This is a genomic window from Ruficoccus amylovorans, from assembly GCF_014230085.1.
Classification (GTDB): Bacteria; Verrucomicrobiota; Verrucomicrobiia; order Opitutales; family Cerasicoccaceae; genus Ruficoccus; species Ruficoccus amylovorans.
The window spans coordinates 265397-286790 of record NZ_JACHVB010000012.1 but is presented as its reverse complement, the minus strand read 5'-3'; the positions used below and the strand labels follow the sequence as shown (position 1 = coordinate 286790).

Genomic DNA, 21394 nt, shown 5'->3' with positions numbered 1-21394 from the left:
ACCATGCCCGCCGACAACCACCGCACCCTCACCCGCGAAGTCGAAGCCACCGTCATTCCCGCCGGTGACAAGATCAACCTGCCCGAAGGCATGGAGGTGGACATCACCCACCGCCTCGGAGGCAACTTCACCATCGTGTGCGACTACGGGATGTTCCGCATCCTGGGCAAAGACGCCGACGCCCTCGGCGAAGAACAGCCCGGCGCGGAAAACGGTGGCGTTCCCGCCGCCGCCAGCGGCGCGGACGCCAACCACTCCGGCCCGCCCGAAGAAGGCGCACTGTGGGAGGCGCTCAAGACCGTTTACGACCCGGAAATCCCGGTCAACATCGTGGACCTCGGGCTTGTTTACTCGCTGGAGGCCAGCGAACGCGAGGAAGGCGGCTACAAGGTCAACGTCCAGATGACCCTGACCGCGCCCGGCTGCGGCATGGGCCCCGCCATCGCCGAGGATGCCCGCATCCGCTGCGAGACCGTGCCCGGCGTCAGCGAAGCGCAGGTGGACATCGTCTGGGACCCGCCCTGGAATCAGGACATGATCTCCGAAGAGGGCAAGATGGAGCTCGGCCTCATCTAACAGGGCATGCCCTGCACCCTCGGTGCTGCGCACCGTGATGGGGCTCCGCCCCATCGCGGCCAGAAAGGCCGCTGCCCCGGGGAAACCGGGTGTGTCTAATAGCGAGTCTCTCCGGCATTGAAAGCTGGTTGAAAGCCGCCGTTCTTGCGAAGGAACGAAGTTCCGTCTCAAACGTTTTTGGGGAGAGCGCGAGAGGGTGTTTTTTTCAAAAAACACCCTCTCGCATAAACCTCAAAGCTGGATAGACGCTACTGGCAGCGCACGTAGATATTATAAACGCGTGAGCGCCCATCGGCCCAATGCGCCTCAATGGGCAGGATGCCTGAGCCCCTTTCCCCTTCCAGAGGAGTAAGAGTCAAGGTGTAGCCGTTAGCGGGGGCTTGCCCGGCAGAGGCAGGATCGCTGTCGCTACCCGGCTGGGCGGCGGAGGCGCTGGCCGGGCGCGTTTTGGAATCGTAGGTTTCCAGTTGCACGGTGACGGGCAGCGGGCGTTTCGGCTTGCCCAACACGAGTTCGACTCCCGGCTGCGTCGGGATCTCCAAAACCTTCGCCTCACGTCCGTCTGCGGTGCTCCACTTGACGACGCGCGTCGGCAGCAACGCCGCCGGAGGGATATCGGAGTGAAAGCGCAGCACCGTCGCCGGATGGGCCTTTTCGTCGGTCAGCACGGTGATACTTGAGGTCTGCGGCCCCTCGCGCTCCTCCGTCTCAAAGAAGGCCACGATCTCGGCGGATTCGCCGGGCGGGATCAGTTGCTGGCTGGCAGCGGCGTAGGTACACCCGCAGGAGGTCTTCACTTCGACGATGCGCACCGGCTCGCTGCCCGTATTTTTAAAGGGATAAGCGGCCTGCAGGGACGCCTGCCCGAACTCGGCCGGGGCGGTCACCGTGGTCGTTTCCCACTCCAGCTCGGCACGGAGGGGGAGGACGGTTCCGGCCCCGAGGAGAGCGGCCAGTGCAAAGTTTATCGGCTTCATGATCCTCTCAGCAAAACAACTCCGGCCTACAGGTCAAGCGGACGCCGTGATTTCAGGCGAATGCCCCCTGGTCCATTCTCACCCCTTCACGCCCCCAACCACACAGGCGCATCAATCCACACAGGCGCGGATGCGATAGAGTTTTTCGCGCCCGCCGGGTAGCGTAGCCAGCAGGGTGATCTTATCCTCGCAATAGCCCCGGGTCGAGCGCGGCCAGACCTTCAGTTGATAGTAGCCCCGCTCGTCGAGACAGGTCAGGTTGCTGTGGAAACGCACATGCTCGCTGCCGTCGCTGAGCACGGAGAGCTGCACACCGGGCCGGGTGCGCACCATCACCTTGTGAGAGCGCAGTTCCTCCCCCTCTTCCCAGGAAATATAGGAACTCCCCAGCCGGACCCAGGGCTTGAACCAGCCGAACAGGTCCGTTCGGTCAGAGGAGTCCTCGCCCTCCCCGGCGGCAACAGACGTTGAGGTTGTTGTTACAGGCATGGGTCCAGTATCGGAGCTTCATGGCCGGGTTTAAAGGCAATTCACGATCCCGCGTGATGATTTTATCATACATTAAGCGACATTCCGCTCCGTATGCGACGCAATCGCGTTGGCAGAGATTCGCATTTTTGATTGGTAAAACTGCACATCATGCCTACATTCGCACTCAATCCTATGAACACATTCGATAAAGACACGGTTCGCTTCGACGGCGGGTGCGAAGAAAAGGGCAAGGAAGAGCCCAAGGGCGGCTTCCGCATGCTGGTGGAAAAGAAATTCCTCGAGCAGCGCAAAATTTTCCTCTGGGGCGAAGTCAACGACGAATCCATGCAGGAAGTCATGGAAAAGCTCCTCTATATGGACTGCGACAAGCCCGGCGAGCCCATCGACTTCTACATCAACACGCCCGGCGGCTCCATCACCGCGGGGATGGCCGTCTATGACACGATGAAGCTCCTTTCCTCGCCCATCCGCGTCACCGTGACGGGCATGGCCGCGAGCATGGGCTCGATCCTGCTCTGCGGCGCCGACAAGGGCAACCGCTTCATCTTCCCGCACGCCCGCGTGCTCATCCACCAGCCCCTCATCATGGGCCGGATCGTCGCCCCCGCCGTGGACATCAACATCCAGGCCGAGGAAATGGAAAAGCTCCGTGTCGAGCTCAACAACATCCTCGCCGCCTCTTCCGGCCAGCCGCTGGAAAAGATCGTCAAGGACACCGACCGCGACTTCTACATGACCGCCACCCAGGCCATCGAATACGGCCTGGTGGACAAGATCGTCGAGCAGATCTAGAGTTGTCCCGCCGGGGCATCTTCGCCCACGTTTTTAACAGCAGAAAAGCCGCCCGGAGTGATTCCGGACGGCTTTTCTTATGTCTTGTCGTTGCAAAAATCGTCTCGCCGCTTGCAGTTCGCCCGGGCGTGTGGCCATCGCCACGACACACGCTCGCACCGGCGCACTAAACCGCAGCCGCAGCGCGCCTACTGTTTCAGGGTCGCGACGTAGGCCTCAAGCCAGGACGGTTGATTCTGCCCGTAGAGCTCGTCCATGCGCTTTTCCACCTCGGCCAGCGACTGGGTAAAGGAATCCGGCTGGCGGTCGTAACGGGAAAAATCGTGTCCCTTGCCCGCGAATTCGACCACGACGCATTCGTTGCCGGAGGCCTGCATTTTTTCAGCAAAGCCGCGCACAAACTCAATCGGCACCTGCGTGTCCTTGTCGCCGGAGAGCAGGAGCGTCGGCGGCAGCCCGGCCCGGACATGGTTGTAGGGCGAGAGCGCTTCCTCCTGCCCGTCGAAACGCTGTTGATAGGCGGCGTTCAGGCGTTCGCGCTCGATCCGCACCGGCGCGCAAAAGAGAATCATCGCGTCCGGCACGGCGGACACGTCCAGATCGTCGCCAGACTCGTCATAGCCTTCGACCACCGCCGTGCAGGCCGCCAGGTGCGCTCCGGCCGAGGCCCCCGAGGCAACAATCTTGTCCGGCGAAATACCGAAGTCTTTCGCGTTTTCACGGATGTAGCGGATGGCGGATTTCGCGTCCTTCACGCATTCGGCGACGGTCACCTTGTCGCGGGTGGCCAAGCGGTAATCGGCCGAAAACACCACGATCCCGACCGAGGCGAGGTACTTCGCCTGCAAGTCGAAGGAACGGCGCGAACCCACATTCCAGCCGCCGCCGTGGAAAAAGATGATCGCGGGCAGGTCCTTGCGCTCCTTCATCACCGGCGAGTAAACGCTCATCGCCAGCTTGACGCCGTTGATTTCCTTAAAAACGACCTGGGATTCCTCCACCTTGAAAGGCCCCGACTCCGGGGCCGCGCGGCAGAGAGCCGGGACCATCATGCCGATGGCCATCGTTAACAGGAAAAAGAAGGAAACACCTCTGAATGGGCAGGTTTTCATAGTAAAGGGTTTTAGGGATATTATAGTTAAATGGCTGATTGTTAATTGCTGGATGGTGAATTCGGAAAACAACAATCGGCCATTTAACCATTTAGCTATTCTGCGTTTAAACGGTGGCTACGACTTTATTCTAACCGCTTTAAACTGGAGTAAGGCAAACCTGCGGACAGGCGAGAGATATAAAGGAATCGCCTATCAGGCTGCCGCCGGAGGTTCCAGTATAGCAAAAGCCCGCCCCCGCGTCATGACACGTGACTACGCGACACGCCCCCGTATTGTTCAATCACCTCAGCGCCGAAGTTGACGACAAAAAGCAGGCCCCGCAAGCTGTGGCGTTGCACTTCCCTGCCCACTGCTCGAATGTACGGGCAATGAGGAAGAAAAAGACGGGCAACTGGTTCAGGCGGAGATCCAGGCTGAGTCAGGCGGGCATTGTTCTGGCCCTGCTGCTCATGGGCCTGATCCTGATCGGCGGGCGCATGTTCGCCACCTGGCATGTGCAGCCGGCGGTCTCTTCGCCCGACGCGCTGGAGCAATCTCCCTGGTTCCCTCTCCCTCCGGGCGAAGCCACCCTGCGCCTGGCCACCTGGAACGTCTGGGGCCTGCCCGCGCTCACGCCCCACCGCGCGAAGCGTATCCAGGCCCTGGCCGAAACCGTCGCCCGAAGCGGTGCCGACATCGCCTGCTTTCAGGAAGTGTTTCTCGAAGCCGACCGCCGTACACTCTGCGACATCCTGGCCCGGGCCGGATTGGCGCACTGGCGGTACTTTTCCAGCGCCCCCGGCGGCAGTGGCCTGCTGACCGTCAGCCGCTATCCGATAGACGAGGCGGCGTTCATGCGCTTCTCACGCGGGGGTGATCCTTTCGCCTTCGAGGAGGGGGACTGGTGGGCCGGCAAAGGCGCGGGCCTCATCTCCGTCACCCTGCCCGGTCTGGGCCCGATCCGCGTCATCAACAGCCACCTGCACGCCCGTTATTCTGGCGACCGCTACCGTGAACTGCGCCAGCAACAGATGGCCGAACTGCTCGGGCTGGCCGAAACCGCCGGAGCCAACGACACCCCGGTCCTGATCGCGGGAGATTTGAACTACCGCAAGGACGACCCCTTCTGGACCGGGCAGATTGAGAGCTGCGGCCTGATCGAGCTTTCCCGGCGCTGGTCCCCCATCGACTACGTGCTGGCCGTGGGGAGCACGGATTTTGTTTTTGAACACACCGAGGGCGAAAAACTCGACGGCCACCTGCCCGACGGCGAAACCCGTTTCTCCGACCACGTCGGCATCCTCGCGGTGACAACCATCCGTGTTCGCCCTCAGTGAACTCCCCGGCACAGGCAATACTCGCTGCGGCGAGCGCACTTTTTTACATTTCTCCTTGCCATAAGGGGCAAAACCCTTTGTTTTCTCCGCTTTTCACGAAATCATGAGTCAGAAAACCCGCAAAGCAATGGCCAAGCGCTTCAAGGTGACCGGCACCGGGAAGGTTATGCGTCGCAAACCCAACCACCGCCACCTCCTGCGCAACAAGAGCTCCAAGCAAAAGCGTGCCGCCCGTCAGGACCAGCTCGTCCCGTCAGGCTACGTCAAGCAGCTCCGTGTCGGCCTCCCGCATCACGATATCTAAGTGATTGATTATTAACTGAGCCGGACAGGGTGAACAACCACCAGGCGACCCTGCCGCTCCCATACTTAAGAAAGACTACACAACATGCCTAGAGCAACCAACGCACCCGCTTCGCGCGAACGTCGCAAGCGCGTCCTCAAGTCCACCAAGGGCTACTTCGGCAACAAGTCCCGGCTGTTTCGCTACGCCAAGGACGCTGCCATGCACGCCGGCGTTTACGCCTACCGCGACCGCCGCAAGAAAAAGACGGAGTTCCGCCAGCTGTGGATCATCCGTATCAACGCCGCCTGCCGCATCAACGGCATCGCCTACAGCCGATTTATGGCCGGTCTCAAAGCCGCCAACATTGAGCTGGACCGCAAGGCTCTGAGCGAACTCGCCATCCATGACGAGGCCGCTTTCGCCGCCCTGGTCGAAAAGGCCAAGACCGCGGTCAACGCCTAAAGCGCGTTCCTCACAAGCTCGACCTTGAAATTTACGAAAGGCGGCCTCATTATGGCCGCCTTTTTTGTTGGTTGAAAATGGCTAAATGGTTAATGCGTCGTCGCGCGGCCCCCGCGCCTGTCACGTTGCCGCCGGTTTCCGATACGCAAACCATCCCTCATCGCCCATTTGAGCCGTTTATTGCATCAACCATCCAGCCATTTGACCCTTTAACCATTTCCACTCCATGAAAGAGCAACTCGCAGCCATCGTGACCGAAGTCGAGAGCGCCGTGCCCGCGCTGGAAAAGCGCGCCGCGTTCGAAGCGTTCAAGGCCACTATCTCCGGCCCCAACGGCAAGCTGACCGCCGCCATGAAGGGCATGAAGGACGTCCCGAAGGAGGACAAGCCCGCCATGGGCAAGCTCCTCAACGAGACCAAGCAGCAGATCGAGGCCCTCTACGCCGCGACCCTGGAGCGCATCGAGGCCGCCGAGACCGCCGAGAAGCTCGGCCCGCCCATCGACCCGACCCTGCCCTGCCCCGACATCGCCTCGGGCAGCCTGCACCCGCTCACCCAGACGCGCCGCCTGATGGAGGCCGCCTTCCGCAAGGTCGGCTTCACCGTGGCCGAGGGCCCCGAGCTGGAAACCGAGTGGTTCTGCTTTGACGCGCTCAACACACCCGAGGACCACCCCGCCCGCGACGCCCAGGACACGCTCTTTTTGCCCGAAGCCGCCGCGGTGGACAACGTGACCAAGCACGGCTCCGAGCGCTACCTCATGCGCTCCCACACCTCTACGGTGCAGATCCGCGCCATGATGAAGGAGGAGCCGCCCCTGCGCATCATTTCCCCCGGACGGGTCTTCCGCCGCGACACCACCGACGCCACCCACAGCGCCAACTTCCACCAGATGGAGGGCCTCTACGTGGACAAAAACGTCACCGTGGTGGACTTGAAGGCGATCCTCGACTACTTCGTGGCGGAGATCTTCGGCAAGGGTTCGACCGTGCGCCTGCGCCCGAGCTTTTTCCCCTTCACCGAGCCCTCCTTCGAGCTGGACATGAAGACCCCCAACCTCGGCAAGCTCTCCAACCAGTGGATCGAGCTGGGCGGCTGCGGCATGGTCGATCCCAACGTCTTCAGGCACGTCGGCTACGACCCCGAAAAATGGACCGGCTACGCCTTCGGCATGGGCATCGAGCGCATCGCCATGATCGTCCACGGCATCGACGACATCCGCTATTTCTACCAGAACGACCTGCGCTTCCTCCAGCAGTTCGCTTGAAGAATTAATACGGTCACAAAGAACACAAAGCAGGCACGAAGCTCACAAAGATTTTATTCAGAAAAAGAACCGATATAGACGCAAAACCGTCGGCACTTTATTTCGTGCTCTTCGTGTCTCCTTTGTGTTCTTCGTGACCCATTAAAACAACCTCTCTTTCCCGATGAAAATCTCCCTCAACTGGCTCAAGAACTACGTCGATCTCGACGTGAGCGCGGAACAACTGGCCAACGACCTGCCCATGATCGGGCTTGAGGTCGAGGGCGTCGAATCCACCGGCCTGCCGCAGTTTGAAAACCTCGTGGTCGGAGAAATCCTCTCCCGCGAGCAGCACCCCGACGCCGACCGCCTCGGCGTGTGCATGGTCAAGGTCGGCGACGGCGAGCCCCAGCAGATCGTCTGCGGCGCGAGTAATTACAAGGTCGGCGACCGCGTGCCCGTGGCCCTGCCCGGCTGCGTCCTGCCCGGCGATTTCAAGATCAAGGCGAGCAAGCTGCGCGGCGTCCCCTCCAACGGCATGATGTGCTCGGCCAAGGAGCTGGGCATGGGCGAGGACCATGCCGGCCTGCTCATTCTGGAGCAGCGCCCCGAGATCGGCACGCCGATCAACGACGTATTCCCCGGCGGCGACACCGTGATCGAGCTTGAACTGACCGCCAACCGCGGCGATTGCCTCAGCCACATCGGCGTGGCCCGCGAAATCGCCGCGCTTTATGCCAAGGAGCTGCGCCTGCCCAAGGTCAAGCAGCACCCCGGCACCGGCGAGGGGCTGATCTCCGCCGTCGAGGTCGAGACCGCCGACTGCCCGCTCTACACCGCCCGCTCCATCAAGGGCGTGAAAATCGCCCCCTCCCCCGAGTGGCTGAAAAAGGCCCTCGAAGCCGTCGGCCTGCGCCCGATCAACAACGTGGTGGACGTGACCAACTACGTGCTGATGGAAACCGGCCAGCCGCTGCACGCCTTTGACGCCAGTAAAATCCGGGGCGGCAAGATCGTGGTCCGCCCCGCCGCCGAGGGCGAGGAAATCACCACCCTTGACGGGCACAAGCGCAAGCTCGCCGCCGGGATGATGGTCATCGCCGACGCTGAGCGCCCGCTCGTGGTTGCGGGTGTCATGGGCAGCCTCGACGCCGAAGTGGACGCCTCCACGACCGACATCGTGCTGGAGAGCGCCTACTTCCGCCCCGGCTCCATCCGCGCCGCCTCGCGCGCGCTCAACCTATTTTCCGACAGCTCGCACCGCTTCTCGCGCGATGTCGATCCGGTCGGGGTGGACTTCGCCGCCCGCCGCGCCATCGACCTCATCCTGCAAGTGGCCGGGGGCGAAGTCGTCGGCAAGAGCATCATCGTCGGCGAGCCGCCCCGGGGCGACCGCACCATCACGATCACCCCCGACTACGTGCGCCGCGTCTGCGGCTTCGAGGTGGAGGACAGCGCCATCGCCGAGACCTTTACCCGCCTGGGCTTCACGGTGGACACCAGTTCCTACCAGTGGAGCGTGCTCGTGCCCTCCTTCCGCCCGGAGGTGGACCGCCCGATTGACCTCGTGGAGGAGTTCATCCGCCTGCACGGCACGGCGGACATCCCCGAGTCACGGGTCAAAGTCACCGGCCTCACCCGCGAGGACGATGCGCTGGCCGTCTTTAACCGCCAGGCCGTGCAAAAGCTCGTGGGCGAGAACTTCGCCGAGTGCTCGCACTATACCCTGACCGACGGCACCGGCGTGGCCAAGTGGTTCGGGCAGGAGCGCGCCGACGCCCTCCGCCTCGACAACCCGCTCACGACCGAGCAGAGCCACCTGCGCCCCTCGCTCATCCCCGGTCTGCTCGACGCCCTGCGCCTGAACTTCAACAACGGCAACCACCCGGCCCGCCTCTGCGAGACCGGACGCGTCTTCCGCACCGTCGAGGGCAAGCTCTGGGAACTGGCCAGCGTCGCCTTTGTCATCGCCGTGGACGACGGACGCCGCCGCTGGCGTGACCGCGAAGCCCCGGACTTTTTCACCGCCAAAAAGCTCGTGGCCGAGCTGGCCACACTCGCCGGGATCAAACCGGCCAAGCTCGACTACAAGGTGATCGAGGACGAGGCCTTCTGGCAGCCGGGCCACTCCGCCCGCGCCGCCTGCTGGAAGAAAAACGGCTACAAGGCCTTCGCCGGGCTGGTCAGCGTGGACGCGCTCAAGGACTGGGACCTGGACACGCTCGTGCTGGCGGGGGAACTCATCCTCCTGCCCGAGTTTCTGGAGAAAAAGACCGGCAAGACTATTCGCCTGAGCCCGTTCAGCAGCTTCCCGGCCTCGACCCGCGACCTCGCGCTCGTGGTCGATGCGGCCACCACCGCCGAAGCCGTCCGCCGCGACCTGCTCAAGGCCGCCTCCAAGGCCATCGGCAAGGCGGGCTTCGCCTGCGAGGGGGTTGAAGCCTTCGACCTCTACGCCGGACAGGGCTTGCCCGAGGGGAAAAAGAGCCTGGCCTTTGCCATCAGCTTCCGCGCCCCCGACCGCACCCTGACCGACAAGGAAGTCAACGCCGCCTTCGACGCCATCCAGGCAGCCGTGAAGGACATGGGCTACACCACCCGCACCTAGTGTCCCGTTAGCTTAGTTCCTGATAAAAATATTTTCACCGCAGAGGCGCAAAGACGCAGAGCGACATCTGTATCCACGAAGTTTTTTGTGCTTCTTGTGCCTTTTTGTGGCCATTAACATTTGTTAAGAACTTAGCTAACAAGTCACCAGGTAAACGCTGAATGCGGCACCGGAAATTGTGGAGATGCTCCGATGGCAACGGAGCGTTACGCGTCTGATGCTATTTAACCTCGTAGCATCAGACGCTAAACAAGCTCCGCTTATGCTTTCGCGTCGGCTCCGGAGTCGTCGCCGGCGTTGTCCTGTTTCGTGGCCGATTGCTCGACCACGGCCCGGTCGAAATTAGCCCGCGCCTCCTGAGCCTCGCGGACGGTTTCGATCCGGCGTTCGCTGGCGTCGTTGGCGGCTTTTTCCAGTTCCCGCAGACGCTCCAGGCGGATCACGTCCAAGGTGTCATGGCCGCGCAGGTGAAAGGCGCGGAAGGCCTTGGTCTGGCGGATTTGCTCCTTAAAGGTTCGCAGCTCGCGTTTGCGCTCCAGTTCCTCTTTCAGGGCCTTCTGCAATTGATCCTTTTTCTCCTCAAACGTCTTCAGTGCGTGCCCGGCGGGCGACCAGGGATCGACCTCGGGAACGTTCTCGATGTTGATGACCGGCTCGGTATAATCCGGGTGCAGCATCAGGTCCAGCCGCGCCACGCGCAGCGTCGAGATGGACAGCATGACGGTAATGGCCAGCAAGGGAAGCCCACCCACGATGGCCGCCGTCTGGAGCGTTTCCAGTCCACCGAGCAGGAGCAGCACCGTTGGCATAAAGGTCAGCGCGAAAGCCCAGAATAGCCGGTTCCAGGCCATCGGCTCTTCGGAGACATCCTTCTGCACGACCGAAGCCAGGATATACGAAATGGAGTCGAAGCTCGTCGCCGTGAACAGCACCGCCAGCACAGTAAAGGCCAGCACCACCACCCATTTGAACGGCAGCGTGTTGAGCACGGCGAAGATCGCGGTAAAGGCGTTGTCCTCCTTGAGGATGCTCACAATATCCAGCTCCCCGCTCAGTTGCAGGTGCAGTCCATAGTTACCCAGGACGATAAAGAACAGGAAGCAGCCCGCCGAGCCGAAGCAAATCGAGCCGATCACCATCTCGCGGATCGTACGGCCACGCGAAATGCGGGCGATAAACAGCCCCATGCTCGGGGCAAAGACCAGCCACCAGGCCCAGTAAAAAATCGTCCAGTCCTGCGGGAAGTGGGTTTTACTGAAACCGGCCAGCCCACCGAAGGACTCGGTATAGGTCGCCATGGTGAAAAAGTTGTTCAGCATCCTGCCCAGCGAGGAGAGCCCCGTTTCGAGCATGAACATCGTCGGCCCAACGATCAGCACAAAGGCCAACAGAGCGACCGCCAGCCACAGGTTGATATTGCTGAGCAGCTTCAGGCCCTTTTCAAGTCCCACATAGGAGGAAACCGCAAAGACCACCGTACAGCCCAACAGGGCCATGATTTGCATGAAGTTTGACTTGGGCAGGCCGAAGAGCTCGTGCATGCCCTCGGTGATCATGGGGGCGGCCAGCCCGAGCGTCGTCGCCGCCCCGCCCAGCAGGCCGAAGATGAAAAGAATATCAATCACTTTGCCCGGCCAGCTCTCGACCCACTTGTCACCGATGACCGGCGCGACCGCCGCCGAAACTTTCAACACGGGCCGGTTGCGCACATAGTAAAAATACGCGATCGGGAGGGCCGGGATCAGGTAAATCGCCCACGCGATCGGCCCCCAGTGGAACATCCCGTAAGCCGTGGCCCAACTAATGGCCTCCTCGCTCCCGGGCTCGGCCCCAAAGGGCGGATTGGTAAAATAGTAGGCCCACTCGATAATCCCCCAGTACAGGATACTCGCCCCGATCCCGCCGCAAAAGAGCATCGCTGCCCACGAGCCAGTGGCAAACTCAGGATCCTCATCCGGGTCGCCCAGCTTGATCTGCCCGATCTTGCTGAAAACGATATAGATCATGAACAAAAAGGCTCCCAGTCCCAGGACAAGGTAGCCAAATCCGACCTCATCGACCATGAAGGCGCGCGCAACCGACACCCATTTTTCGCCCGAGGCCGGCCAGAACACCAGCGGCAAGGTCGCCGCCAAAAGCAACCCCAGAGCACCCAAAAAGGTGGGCTTATCTATTAAACGGGCGGATTTTTTGATTTTTTCATAAATAGACACAACTAAGACCCATAGCATCCACGGAAAATACTGACAAGGGAACTTTCCCCCACGCACCGTCACCGACCGTCGCAAACAGGCCTTCAAAGCAATCTGCGACGCCTGAAGTATCCACTCTTGAATACGTCAGACAGACAAACGGCCCCTCCCGAGAGAAACCGTTGGCCGTAATTAAAATCAAAATTGTCCGTGACCTCCGGCACCGGAGGAATTAAGAAAAACACTATCATAGGCTGGCATAAACGCCGGGCCATCAAAGTTTTTCACCCGCATGCACCTCACCGGCCAAACGGACCTGACCCTCATTGTCTTTCTGCTCGTCTATGTGGCCATGGGCTTCGGCACCCTGCCGGGGTTCAAGGTGGACCGCACGGGCGCGGCCATCGTTGGCATGCTCGCCATGCTCACGATGGGCAGCATCACCTCCGAGGCCGCCTGGGACGCCATCGACTACCGCACGGTCGGGATGCTCTTCGGACTCATGGTCGTATCGGCCGCCTTCGCTGTGTCCGGCTTTTACGCCTGGACGGCTCAGCGCGTAGCCGCCCTCCCTGTCAGCCCCCCGATCCTGCTGGCCGTGCTCATCGCCGTCGGCGGCGGATTGTCCTCGTTGCTGACCAACGACGTGGTCGTCGTCGCCATGACTCCGCTGCTGGTTTCGCTCACCCTGGCCCGCGGGCTGAATCCCGTGCCCTTCCTGCTGGCCTTCTGCTTCGCCGCCAACAGCGGCTCGGCCGGGACGCTCATCGGCAGCCCGCAAAACATGATTGCCGCGCAGGGTCTGGGACTGTCCTTCGACGGTTTCCTGAAAGTGGCTGGCATCCCGGCGTTGATCTCGCTGCCGCTGGTGTGGGCGGTGGTCGCCTTCATGTACCGCAAGCGCTGGAGCATCCCCAAAACCGCCGAAACGGACATCCCCACCGCTCCCGCCGAAGAGGCCCCGAAGTTCGACATGGGCGAAACAATTAAGGGGGCCATCGTGGCGAGCGGCGTCATCGTGGCGTTTATTTTCAGCCCCTGGCCGCGTGAGTTGATCGCGTTGGCCGCAGCGGGCGTGCTGCTGATCAGCCGCCGCACCTCCTCCAAAGACATGCTCAAAAACGTGGACGGCAATCTGCTGCTCCTGATCATGGGTCTGTTCGTGGTCAACGCCGCCTTTGCCAACACCGGACTGCCGCAGGAAATCCTCGCCCGGCTGCGCGAGGCGGGGATCGACCTGAACCACCCCTTTTCCCTCTTCATCGTCGGCGGGACGCTCAGCAACATCGTCGGCAACAACCCGACCGTCATGCTGCTGGTCCCCTACCTGCATCCCGGCGAGACCGCCAACGCTCTCGGGGCCGCCCTCGCCCTGGGGACCGGCTTCTCCAGCAACATGATCATCTTCGGCAGCCTGGCCGGGATCATCGTTGTGGAGCAAGCGGCGGCCTGCGGGATCAAGATCAGCTTCGGCGAATTCGCCAAGGCGGGCATCCCCGTCACTCTCGTCAGCATGGCTCTGGCCGCGGTCTGGATCTTGTTCATGGCCGGTTTTTGAGCCAACAGCGACCGTGGCAGTGCCCGGAAGGTGTTTTTTTCTGAGCAAAAACGGCTGAAAAATCTCCGTGACCTCTGCCCGGGGGATGTTAGAACCACTGGATGCCGTCTGAAAAGATAGACATCGAATACGTAGCGCGCCTGGCGCGGATCGACCTCACCGACGAGGAAAAGCGCACCTTCACCTCGCAGTTGGAGGACATTCTCGCCTATGTGGACAAGCTCAACCAGGTGGACGTCTCCGGCGTCGAGCCGATGGCCCACGCCTTTTCCCTCGAAAACGTCCTCGACGACGACGAGCCGGGCCAACCCCTCCCCGTCGAGCAGGCCCTCCGCAACGCCCCCGCCCAACGCGACAACCAGATCGTCGTCCCCAAAGTCGTCGAAGACGCCTGACCGGGTTACACCCGGTGGCATTGAGGGGCTTCGCCCCTACGGAGCCAGAAAGGCTCCTACCCCAGTGCACCAAACAAGACTCGCTCACTCAGTCGTCAAACCATCTAGGCTCCTACCCCGCAGAGCAACGAGACTTCGAAAAGCAGAAATGAACGCTTCAGCCATTTTGATTTTAAACCCAGTAAGCCACTCTTCAGAAGACTGACGTTTTCACATTCCCACCCAGCGCAGTTGCCCTTTGCGTCTCTGCGTCTTTGCGGTGAAATATTAAATTCCTCTATTTCCCATGTCGGACATCATCCATCAGACCGCCGCCCAGCTTTCGCAGGCGCTCGCCAGCAAGGCCGTCTCCGCCGTCGAGGTGGCCCAGGCCTTCATCGACCGCGCCGAGGCGGTGGAAGCCCGCGTCAAGGCCTTCAACTCGCGCGATGCCGAGTGGACACTCGCTCAGGCCAAGGCCAGCGACGAACGCCGCGCCGCCGGTGGCGCCGCCGGACCACTCGACGGCGTGCCCGTCGCGCTCAAAGACATCCTCGCGGTCAAAGACCAGCCCCTGACCTGCTCCTCGCGCATGCTGGAGAACTTCGTCTCGCCCTACGACGCGCACGTGACCGAGCTTTTAAAAGCCCAGGGCGCGGTCCTGTGGGGGCGGCTCAACATGGACGAATTCGCGATGGGCTCGTCCACGGAAAACTCCGCCTTTCACACCAGTTCCAACCCGTGGAACCTCGACTGCGTGCCCGGCGGCAGCTCCGGGGGCAGCGCCGCCTGCGTGGCCGCGCTGGAGGCCCCGCTGTCCATCGGCTCGGACACCGGCGGCTCCATCCGCCAACCGGCGGCCTTCTGCGGCGTGGTCGGCCTCAAGCCCACCTACGGACTCGTCTCGCGCTACGGGCTGGCCGCCTTCGCCTCCTCGCTGGACCAGATCGGGCCGTTCGCCCGCACGGTCGAGGACGCCGCGCTCCTGCTTCAGGCCATCGCCGGGCACGACCGTCGCGACTCCACTTCCTATAAAACCAAGCTCCCCGACTACCGCGCCGCCCTCACCGAGAAGGAAGGCCCGTGGACCATCGGCGTGCCCAAGGAGTGCTTCGCCGAGGGGCTGGACCCCGAGATCAAGGCCGCCGTCGAGGACGCCATCGCCTTTTACGAAAAAGACGGCCACACGGTGAAGGAGGTCTCGCTCCCGATGACCGAGTACGCCATCCCGACCTACTACATCCTGGCCACCGCCGAGGCCTCGTCCAACCTCGCCCGCTACGACGGCATCCGCTACACCCACCGCTCGAAGAACGCCAAGGACGCCGTTGACCTGTACTTCAAGAGCCGCGCCGAGGGCTTCGGCCCCGAGGTCAAGCGCCGCATTATCCTGGGCACCTACGTGCTCTCCAGCGGCTACTACGACGCCTACTACCTGCGCGCCCAGAAGATCCGCACCCTCATCCGCGAGGAGTTCATGCAGGTCTTCGAGTCGGTGGACACCATCCTCACCCCGACCACCCCGACCCCGTCCTTCAAGCGCGGCGAAAAGGCAGACCCGCTCGCCATGTACCTGAACGACATCTACACCATCAACGTCAACCTCGCCGGCCTGCCGGGCATCTCCGTCCCCTGCGGTTTCACCTCCGGCAAGCTGCCCATCGGCCTGCAATTGATCGGCAAGCCCTTCGCCGAAGACGAACTGCTCGCGGTCGCCCACCGCTACGAACAGGCCCACGAGTGGAAGGACGCCGTCGCGGAACTGTAGAATAGAAATGGTTAAATGCTAAAGGGCTGCTCGATTAGTTACCGAAAAAACAAGCGCCATCGTCAACAATCAGCCATTTAGCACTCACAACCATTCAGCCCTTTAGCCATTTAACCATTTAGCATCATGGAATTCACCGCAGACATCGGGCTGGAAGTCCACGTCCAGCTCAAGACGAAATCAAAAATGTTCACGCGCGCGCCGTACCACTACGGGGCCGAGCCGAACACCCTGACCGACCCCGTCGTGCTCGCCCTGCCCGGCGTGCTCCCGGTCATGAACAAGGAGGCCGTCCGCAAGACCGTCCTGCTGGGCCTGCTGTGCAAGTGCAAGATCGCCGAGCGCTGCAAGTGGGACCGCAAAAACTACTTCTATCCGGACAGCCCGAAGAACTACCAGCTCTCCCAGTACGACCAGCCCATCTGCGAGGGCGGCGAGGTCGAGATCGAAATGCTCGGGGCTTCGCGCAATGTCATGGGTGAGCACCGCATGGTGCAGCTCACGCGCATCCATCTGGAGGAAGACGTGGGCAAGCTCACCCACTTCGCCAACGACAGCCTCGTGGACTACAACCGCGCCGGAGCCCCGCTGTGCGAGATCGTGACCGAGCCAGACATGCACAATGCCGACGAGGTCTTCGCCTTCCTCACCGCGCTGCGCAATAACATCCTCGCCGCCGGTCTCTCCGACTGCGACATGGAAAAGGGCCAGATGCGCTGCGACGCCAACATTTCCGTGCGCCCCAAGGGCCAGAAGGAGCTGGGCGTCAAGGTCGAGCTGAAAAATATGAACACCATCTCGGGCGTGCGCAACGCTGTCGCCTACGAGATCAAACGCCAGATCCACGCCGTCACCTCCGGCGAGGCCATCCACCAGCAGACGCGCCGCTGGGACCCGAGCACGCAGGTCACGACCAAGATGCGCGACAAGGAGGAGTCCCACGACTACCGCTATTTCCCCGAGCCCGACCTGATGCCCGTCTCCATCGGCAAGGAACAATTGAAGGTCCTCGCCAAGGAGCTGCCCGAGCTGCCCTTCGACCGGCAGCGGCGCTTCATGGAAACGCTCGACCTGCCCTACACACTCACGTCTGTGCTGTGCCCGGACAAGGAGCTGGCCGACTTTTTCGAGGAAGCCCTTGAAGACACTGGCGGCAAGGTCGCCCCGAAGGCCGTGGCCAATCTCATCGCCAACGACCTGTTGCGCGAACTCTCCGGCGGCGAGGAAGAAGGCCGTCTACCCCTCTCCGAGTGCAAGCTGGCCCCGGCCCACATCGCCGAGCTGACCTTGCTTGTCGAGGACGGTGTCATTACCAAGCAGATCGCGCAGACGATTTTTACCGAGATGTACGCCACCGGCAAGATGCCCAGCACTCTCGTCGAAGAAAAGGGCCTCCAGGCCCACAACGACGACGGCGAACTGGAGTCCATCGTGCGCGAAGTCGCCGCCGACCCCAAGCACGAGAAGGCCATTTCCCAGTTCAAGGAGGGCAACACCAAGGCCATCAACTCCCTCATCGGCCCCATCATGAAGGCAACTCAGGGCAAGGCCGACCCGCGCAAAATTCAGGAAATGCTCGCCAAGGTTCTCGGCTAGTGTGGTCTTCGCTTAGTTCCTGTCATAAGTTGGGGGTGCATAGCCCTCAAAAAACATAGCAAGAACTTGGCTAACGCTACACCAGGGCCGCCAGAGGGCATTTTCGGGTTCCCATCGGCGCGGGAGGTCGTTTAACTTGTCGGTCTAATGCTGTTACGCATCACCCAGTACGGAGAGCCGGTCCTGAAGGAAAAGGGCGCGCCGGTGACGGAGTTCAACGACGAGTTGCGCAAGCTCGCCGACGACATGGTTGAAACCATGCGCGAAGCCGAAGGCATCGGCCTGGCTGCCCAGCAGATCGGCAAAGCCATTCAGATGTTTGTCATGGAGGTCCCCGTCTATGAGGATCAAGACGATCCCGACTACCTCTACGACGGCAAGCACCCGCCGCTGGACCTCATCATGCCCCTGGCTGTGATCAACGCCGAGCTGACCCTCTCCGGCGAGGAAGCACCTTACGAGGAGGGCTGCCTGTCCTTCCCCGGCATTCGCGGCAAGGTCGAGCGCCCCACCCGCCTGCGCATGCGTTTTCAGGACCTCGACGGAAACCCGCACGAGATCGTTTGCGACGGGCTTTTCGCCCGGATCATTCAGCACGAATACGACCACACTCAGGGCGTGCTCTTCATCGACCGAATGAACCCTCGTGTTCTGCGTCCGCTGGAGTCGAAAATCCGCCGCCTGCGCCGCGACACCCGAGATTTTCTCAAGTCTCAGAATTAGAGAGGCTTAAGAAACACTGTAGCCACAACTTTTAAATGGTTAAATGGCCAATTGTTAATTGTTGGATGCGGAACGGGGAAAACAACAATTAGCCATTTTAACCATTTAGCCATTCCGCCATTTGTATCCGAAACCCACTACAAATCCGGATGCAGTCTGCGGGTGCTGCCCAGTTTGTACACGTATAGAAGCGTGTCCTTGAGCTGGACGATGGATAGCGGCTTGGCCATGTAGTCGTTGCAGCCGGCATCAAGGCACTTGCGGCGATCCTCGGCCAGCGCGAACGCGGTCACCGCCAACACGTAAATATCCTGCCGGGCTTTTCCGTACTCGCCCGAGCGCAGACGCCGCGTGATCTCCAGCCCGCTCCGACCGGGAAGCTGGATGTCCATCAGCACGATGTCGTAGCTGTTTTTGCGCAGCAGCCGTGAGGCCTCGGACTCGTCCTCCGCCATATCCGGCGTGTAGCCGAGCCGCGCGAGGATTTCCTGAACGAGCTTGCGGTTGATTGGATCGTCCTCAACGACAAGAACCGACAAGGGATGGTCATGAGCGAAATCTTCCGTCAAAACGGTCTTGCCGATGTTTGGGCGCGACAATACCGGGTCCCCTGAGCGGGTGAGCTCAAAATCAAAGGAAAAGACCGACCCCTTTCCCACCTCGCTCGTGACTTGGATGTCCCCGCCCATTTTCTCGACCAGTCGCTTGCAAATGACCAGCCCAAGCCCGGTTCCGCCATATTTGCGTGTCGTGGATGAATCCACCTGCGAAAAAGGCTGGAAAAGCCGGTCCAGCTTTGACGGAGCGATGCCGATGCCCGAATCCGCCACCTCGACATAGACCCGCTCGCGGTCGCTGGCAGGCGTAGAGTGCACGCGCACGTTTACCTCGACTTGTCCTTTCTGGGTAAACTTGACCGCGTTATTGACCAGGTTGAGAATGATTTGCTTGAGCCGGTGCGGATCGCCCACGTAGTCGTAGGACTCGGCCCCACTCAGCGTGTAGTTGACCTTGATGCCTTTCTCGCGGGCTTTGACCAGCACCAGTTCCAGCGACTCGACGATGGTTGTTTCCAGGTTGAAAGGAATGTATTCGAGTTCGATCCCGCGGGACTCGATCTTCGAGTAGTCGAGGATGTTGTTAATCAGCTCCAGCAGGGCCTTGCCGCTGCGGTCGATCACGGACAGCGACTCCATCTGCGCAGGGTCCAGCGCTGTCTGTGCCAGCAGGTCGGCAAAGCCCAGGATCGCGTTCATCGGGGTACGGATCTCGTGGCTCATCATCGCGAGGAACTCGCCCTTGGCCATATTGGCACGGTCAGCATTTTCCTTGGCATGGCGAAGCTGTTCCTCGACCTGGCGGTTGACGAAAAACGCCCCAATGCCAGCCGCCGCCAACTGAATAGCCGCCGTTTCGCCTTCCTCCCAATGGCGCTCCCGACCGCAATCGGCGATCACCATCACCCCCCAGAAGTAGCTTTCGACATGGATCGGCGTCATCAGAATGGTGACCACCCCCAGGTCTTCATAGCAGCGGCGCAAGTTGGGCGACATTTCCCGCACCACGCCCTGGACCACACCATGCGCGGCCATCCGGTCATACCAGTCCCGGCGTTCCCCCTGCCAGCAGTCGGCATTGATCCGCTCCGGGTCGAGCTCAAAGCCCGGGCGAGCCCAGCCGTAGCACCTTTCGGGACGTATCTGGTTGCCGTCCATGTCGAAGCGGTTTTCGAAGATCGTCACGCGATCGACCTGGGCATGCTCACCGATGGCGCGCAAGGCCCGCTCAACAGCTTCGCTCATATCGCGGACTCCCAGCAGCAGCGAACTCGCCCGAGACACCCCTTGCAGGAGTTGGTCTCTCTGCACGAGAGCGGCTTCGGTCCGTTTTCGCTCGGTGATGTCGTAAGCCACCCAGATAACCTGATCCTCCTCGCCTTGATCACCCGTGATGGGGGCAATACGCCCCTCAAACCAATAGGGCGAACCGGCAACCTCAAGCGAGTACTCCAGCGAAATCTGGTCGCGTTTTTCCAGGCAAAGGTCCACCGCCGCCTGAAACTCACGCGCTTGCACCTGGGGCCAGGATTCGCTGAAAGTACGCCCCTTGAGCCCCTCCGCCCTGCGCCCGAGCGGGCTGTTTTCACGCGAGAAAATTTCCAGATAACGCCCCTTCGCCGTCACCACAAAGGCAATGTCGGGCAGCGCGTCGATGAACCCGCGCAGGCGGATTTCATTCAGGCGACTGACTTCCTCCCGGCGGCGCAGCTCAGTCAGCACCGCGGCCAGGAAATAGCTCGTGCAACTGATGACCCCCACAAAGACCCATAGAAACTCGGGGCTTTGGCTGATGTACTTCTTTTCCGGGCCAAAGACCTGGAGCAGTTCCCACATCGCCATGATCGAGAGCAGAACGATGCCGGTGGTGGCCCCCCGCTGCCCGAAGCGGATCGCCCCCCAGGCCATGATGGGGAAAAGCACCAGTTCGAGCGGGTAACGCAGGGTATCCGTCGGTGCCCAGTTTCCAAAAATCACAATGCCGAAGAACGAGAGCACACCGATCCAGACTCCGACCTCGGCAAACTGCCGGTTACTCCAGTTGATCTTTGTACGGGAAGTCCATACGAGCAGAAACGGCGTCACCACCAGGATGCCCAGTCCTTCCCCCAAAAACCAGGGACTCCACAGGCGGCTGTAATCCCTCCACGGCACGGTGTCCACCAGCGCGCAAATCACCGCCGCGCTGAGGGAGGCACTAAGCAGGCCGACCAGCAACGGTCCTCCAAGGATGAAGAGAAATACCCCGCGAATGTTCTCCAACGAATAGTCATCTCGCAGCGCCCGACGCAGGACCAAGGCCCCGAAAGCGGAAGTCACCGCATAGACCGCTCCCAGGGATATGGCATAGGCAGCCGGCTGCTCGCGAAGCCATAAGGACCATAGCACGTAACCGGCGAAGACGCTCAGAATATACTTCAGGCCACCCCTCATCAGAATGGCCACAGCGAGGCCCGACGCCGGCCAAAGCAGGTTGACATACCCATCGAGCGCCCGCAGCGCCATCTGGCTTCCGATCTCAGCCAGCACAAGGTAAAACGCTGCGACTGCGATCAGTTTCCACACCAGCACAGTCATATTGAGCACCGGTCCACCCGAAACCTGCCATTGCGCAAAAGAGGGGGTTTTCGCCATTTTTGCGGCGTTAGTCGGCTCACCCATCGCCCGGTTATTAAGGGCAAGCGACTCACACTGACAAGGTTACACTTTCACCAATGTCTCTCCGCGCGGGTAATAGGGTAACTTTCCATCAGTAC

General features: G+C 61.2%; 17 protein-coding genes. 12 read left to right on the top strand and 5 right to left on the bottom strand.

The genetic code is table 11. The annotated features are described in order from the left end of the window. Positions 1 to 3 precede the first annotated feature (3 nt). Complete coding sequence (gene sufT, locus H5P28_RS02260; RefSeq protein ID WP_185674073.1) at positions 4 to 576, top strand: putative Fe-S cluster assembly protein SufT; 573 nt, start codon at positions 4 to 6, stop codon at positions 574 to 576. Between the two features lie 248 nt (positions 577 to 824). On the opposite strand, the gene H5P28_RS02255 is transcribed toward sufT, so the two are convergent. After that, positions 825 to 1553: a DUF1573 domain-containing protein gene (locus H5P28_RS02255; protein WP_185674072.1), complete on the bottom strand. Its 729-nt coding sequence runs from the start codon at positions 1551 to 1553 to the stop codon at positions 825 to 827. 111 nt (positions 1554 to 1664) lie between these two features. Then, on the bottom strand, positions 1665 to 2042 hold the full coding sequence (locus tag H5P28_RS02250) for a hypothetical protein (protein ID WP_185674071.1): 378 nt from the start codon (positions 2040 to 2042) through the stop codon (positions 1665 to 1667). A 174-nt stretch (positions 2043 to 2216) separates the two neighbouring features. Between H5P28_RS02250 and H5P28_RS02245 the strand changes: the two genes are divergently transcribed. Further along, a complete protein-coding gene (locus tag H5P28_RS02245) occupies positions 2217 to 2837 on the top strand; it encodes a ClpP family protease (RefSeq protein WP_185674070.1) in 621 nt (206 codons plus the stop codon). A 188-nt stretch (positions 2838 to 3025) separates the two neighbouring features. On the opposite strand, the gene H5P28_RS02240 is transcribed toward H5P28_RS02245, so the two are convergent. Then, positions 3026 to 3949 (bottom strand): alpha/beta hydrolase, encoded by a 924-nt coding sequence (locus H5P28_RS02240; protein WP_185674069.1) that lies wholly within the window; start codon positions 3947 to 3949, stop codon positions 3026 to 3028. 251 nt (positions 3950 to 4200) lie between these two features. On the opposite strand from H5P28_RS02240, the gene H5P28_RS02235 reads away from it, so the two are divergent. The 5 genes from H5P28_RS02235 to pheT all read left to right on the top strand — a co-directional run bounded on the left by H5P28_RS02235 (position 4201) and on the right by pheT (position 9870). Continuing rightward, on the top strand, positions 4201 to 5268 hold the full coding sequence (locus H5P28_RS02235) for an endonuclease/exonuclease/phosphatase family protein (RefSeq protein WP_185674068.1): 1068 nt from the start codon (positions 4201 to 4203) through the stop codon (positions 5266 to 5268). A 103-nt stretch (positions 5269 to 5371) separates the two neighbouring features. Next, entirely contained in the window at positions 5372 to 5572 is a 201-nt protein-coding gene (rpmI, locus tag H5P28_RS02230) for a 50S ribosomal protein L35 (RefSeq protein WP_185674067.1), read from the top strand. An 84-nt stretch (positions 5573 to 5656) separates the two neighbouring features. Further along, positions 5657 to 6016 carry a 50S ribosomal protein L20 gene (gene rplT / locus H5P28_RS02225; protein ID WP_185674066.1) on the top strand — a complete coding sequence of 120 codons (360 nt, stop codon included), beginning with the start codon at positions 5657 to 5659 and terminating at the stop codon, positions 6014 to 6016. Between the two features lie 226 nt (positions 6017 to 6242). Continuing rightward, on the top strand, positions 6243 to 7283 hold the full coding sequence (gene pheS, locus H5P28_RS02220; RefSeq protein ID WP_185674065.1) for a phenylalanine--tRNA ligase subunit alpha: 1041 nt from the start codon (positions 6243 to 6245) through the stop codon (positions 7281 to 7283). 163 nt (positions 7284 to 7446) lie between these two features. After that, positions 7447 to 9870, top strand: coding sequence for a phenylalanine--tRNA ligase subunit beta (gene pheT / locus H5P28_RS02215; protein ID WP_185674064.1), 2424 nt, complete (start codon positions 7447 to 7449; stop codon positions 9868 to 9870). Positions 9871 to 10130: 260 nt separating this feature from the next. On the opposite strand, the gene H5P28_RS02210 is transcribed toward pheT, so the two are convergent. Continuing rightward, on the bottom strand, positions 10131 to 12065 hold the full coding sequence (locus H5P28_RS02210; protein ID WP_185674252.1) for a BCCT family transporter: 1935 nt from the start codon (positions 12063 to 12065) through the stop codon (positions 10131 to 10133). 289 nt (positions 12066 to 12354) lie between these two features. Between H5P28_RS02210 and H5P28_RS02205 the strand changes: the two genes are divergently transcribed. The 5 genes from H5P28_RS02205 (at position 12355) to def (ending at position 18081) form a co-directional block, all read left to right on the top strand. After that, entirely contained in the window at positions 12355 to 13620 is a 1266-nt protein-coding gene (locus tag H5P28_RS02205) for an ArsB/NhaD family transporter (protein ID WP_185674063.1), read from the top strand. A 101-nt stretch (positions 13621 to 13721) separates the two neighbouring features. Next, positions 13722 to 14015, top strand: coding sequence for an Asp-tRNA(Asn)/Glu-tRNA(Gln) amidotransferase subunit GatC (gene gatC / locus H5P28_RS02200; protein WP_185674062.1), 294 nt, complete (start codon positions 13722 to 13724; stop codon positions 14013 to 14015). A 286-nt stretch (positions 14016 to 14301) separates the two neighbouring features. Then, positions 14302 to 15762, top strand: coding sequence for an Asp-tRNA(Asn)/Glu-tRNA(Gln) amidotransferase subunit GatA (gatA, locus tag H5P28_RS02195; protein WP_185674061.1), 1461 nt, complete (start codon positions 14302 to 14304; stop codon positions 15760 to 15762). 126 nt (positions 15763 to 15888) lie between these two features. Further along, entirely contained in the window at positions 15889 to 17358 is a 1470-nt protein-coding gene (gene gatB, locus H5P28_RS02190) for an Asp-tRNA(Asn)/Glu-tRNA(Gln) amidotransferase subunit GatB (RefSeq protein ID WP_185674060.1), read from the top strand. Positions 17359 to 17505: 147 nt separating this feature from the next. After that, on the top strand, positions 17506 to 18081 hold the full coding sequence (gene def / locus H5P28_RS02185) for a peptide deformylase (protein ID WP_185674059.1): 576 nt from the start codon (positions 17506 to 17508) through the stop codon (positions 18079 to 18081). Positions 18082 to 18218: 137 nt separating this feature from the next. On the opposite strand, the gene H5P28_RS02180 is transcribed toward def, so the two are convergent. Beyond that, the gene (locus H5P28_RS02180) at positions 18219 to 21272 is read right to left on the bottom strand and encodes an ATP-binding protein (RefSeq protein ID WP_185674058.1); all 3054 of its coding nucleotides are present in this window, start codon (positions 21270 to 21272) and stop codon (positions 18219 to 18221) included. Between the last annotated feature and the right edge of the window lie 122 nt (positions 21273 to 21394).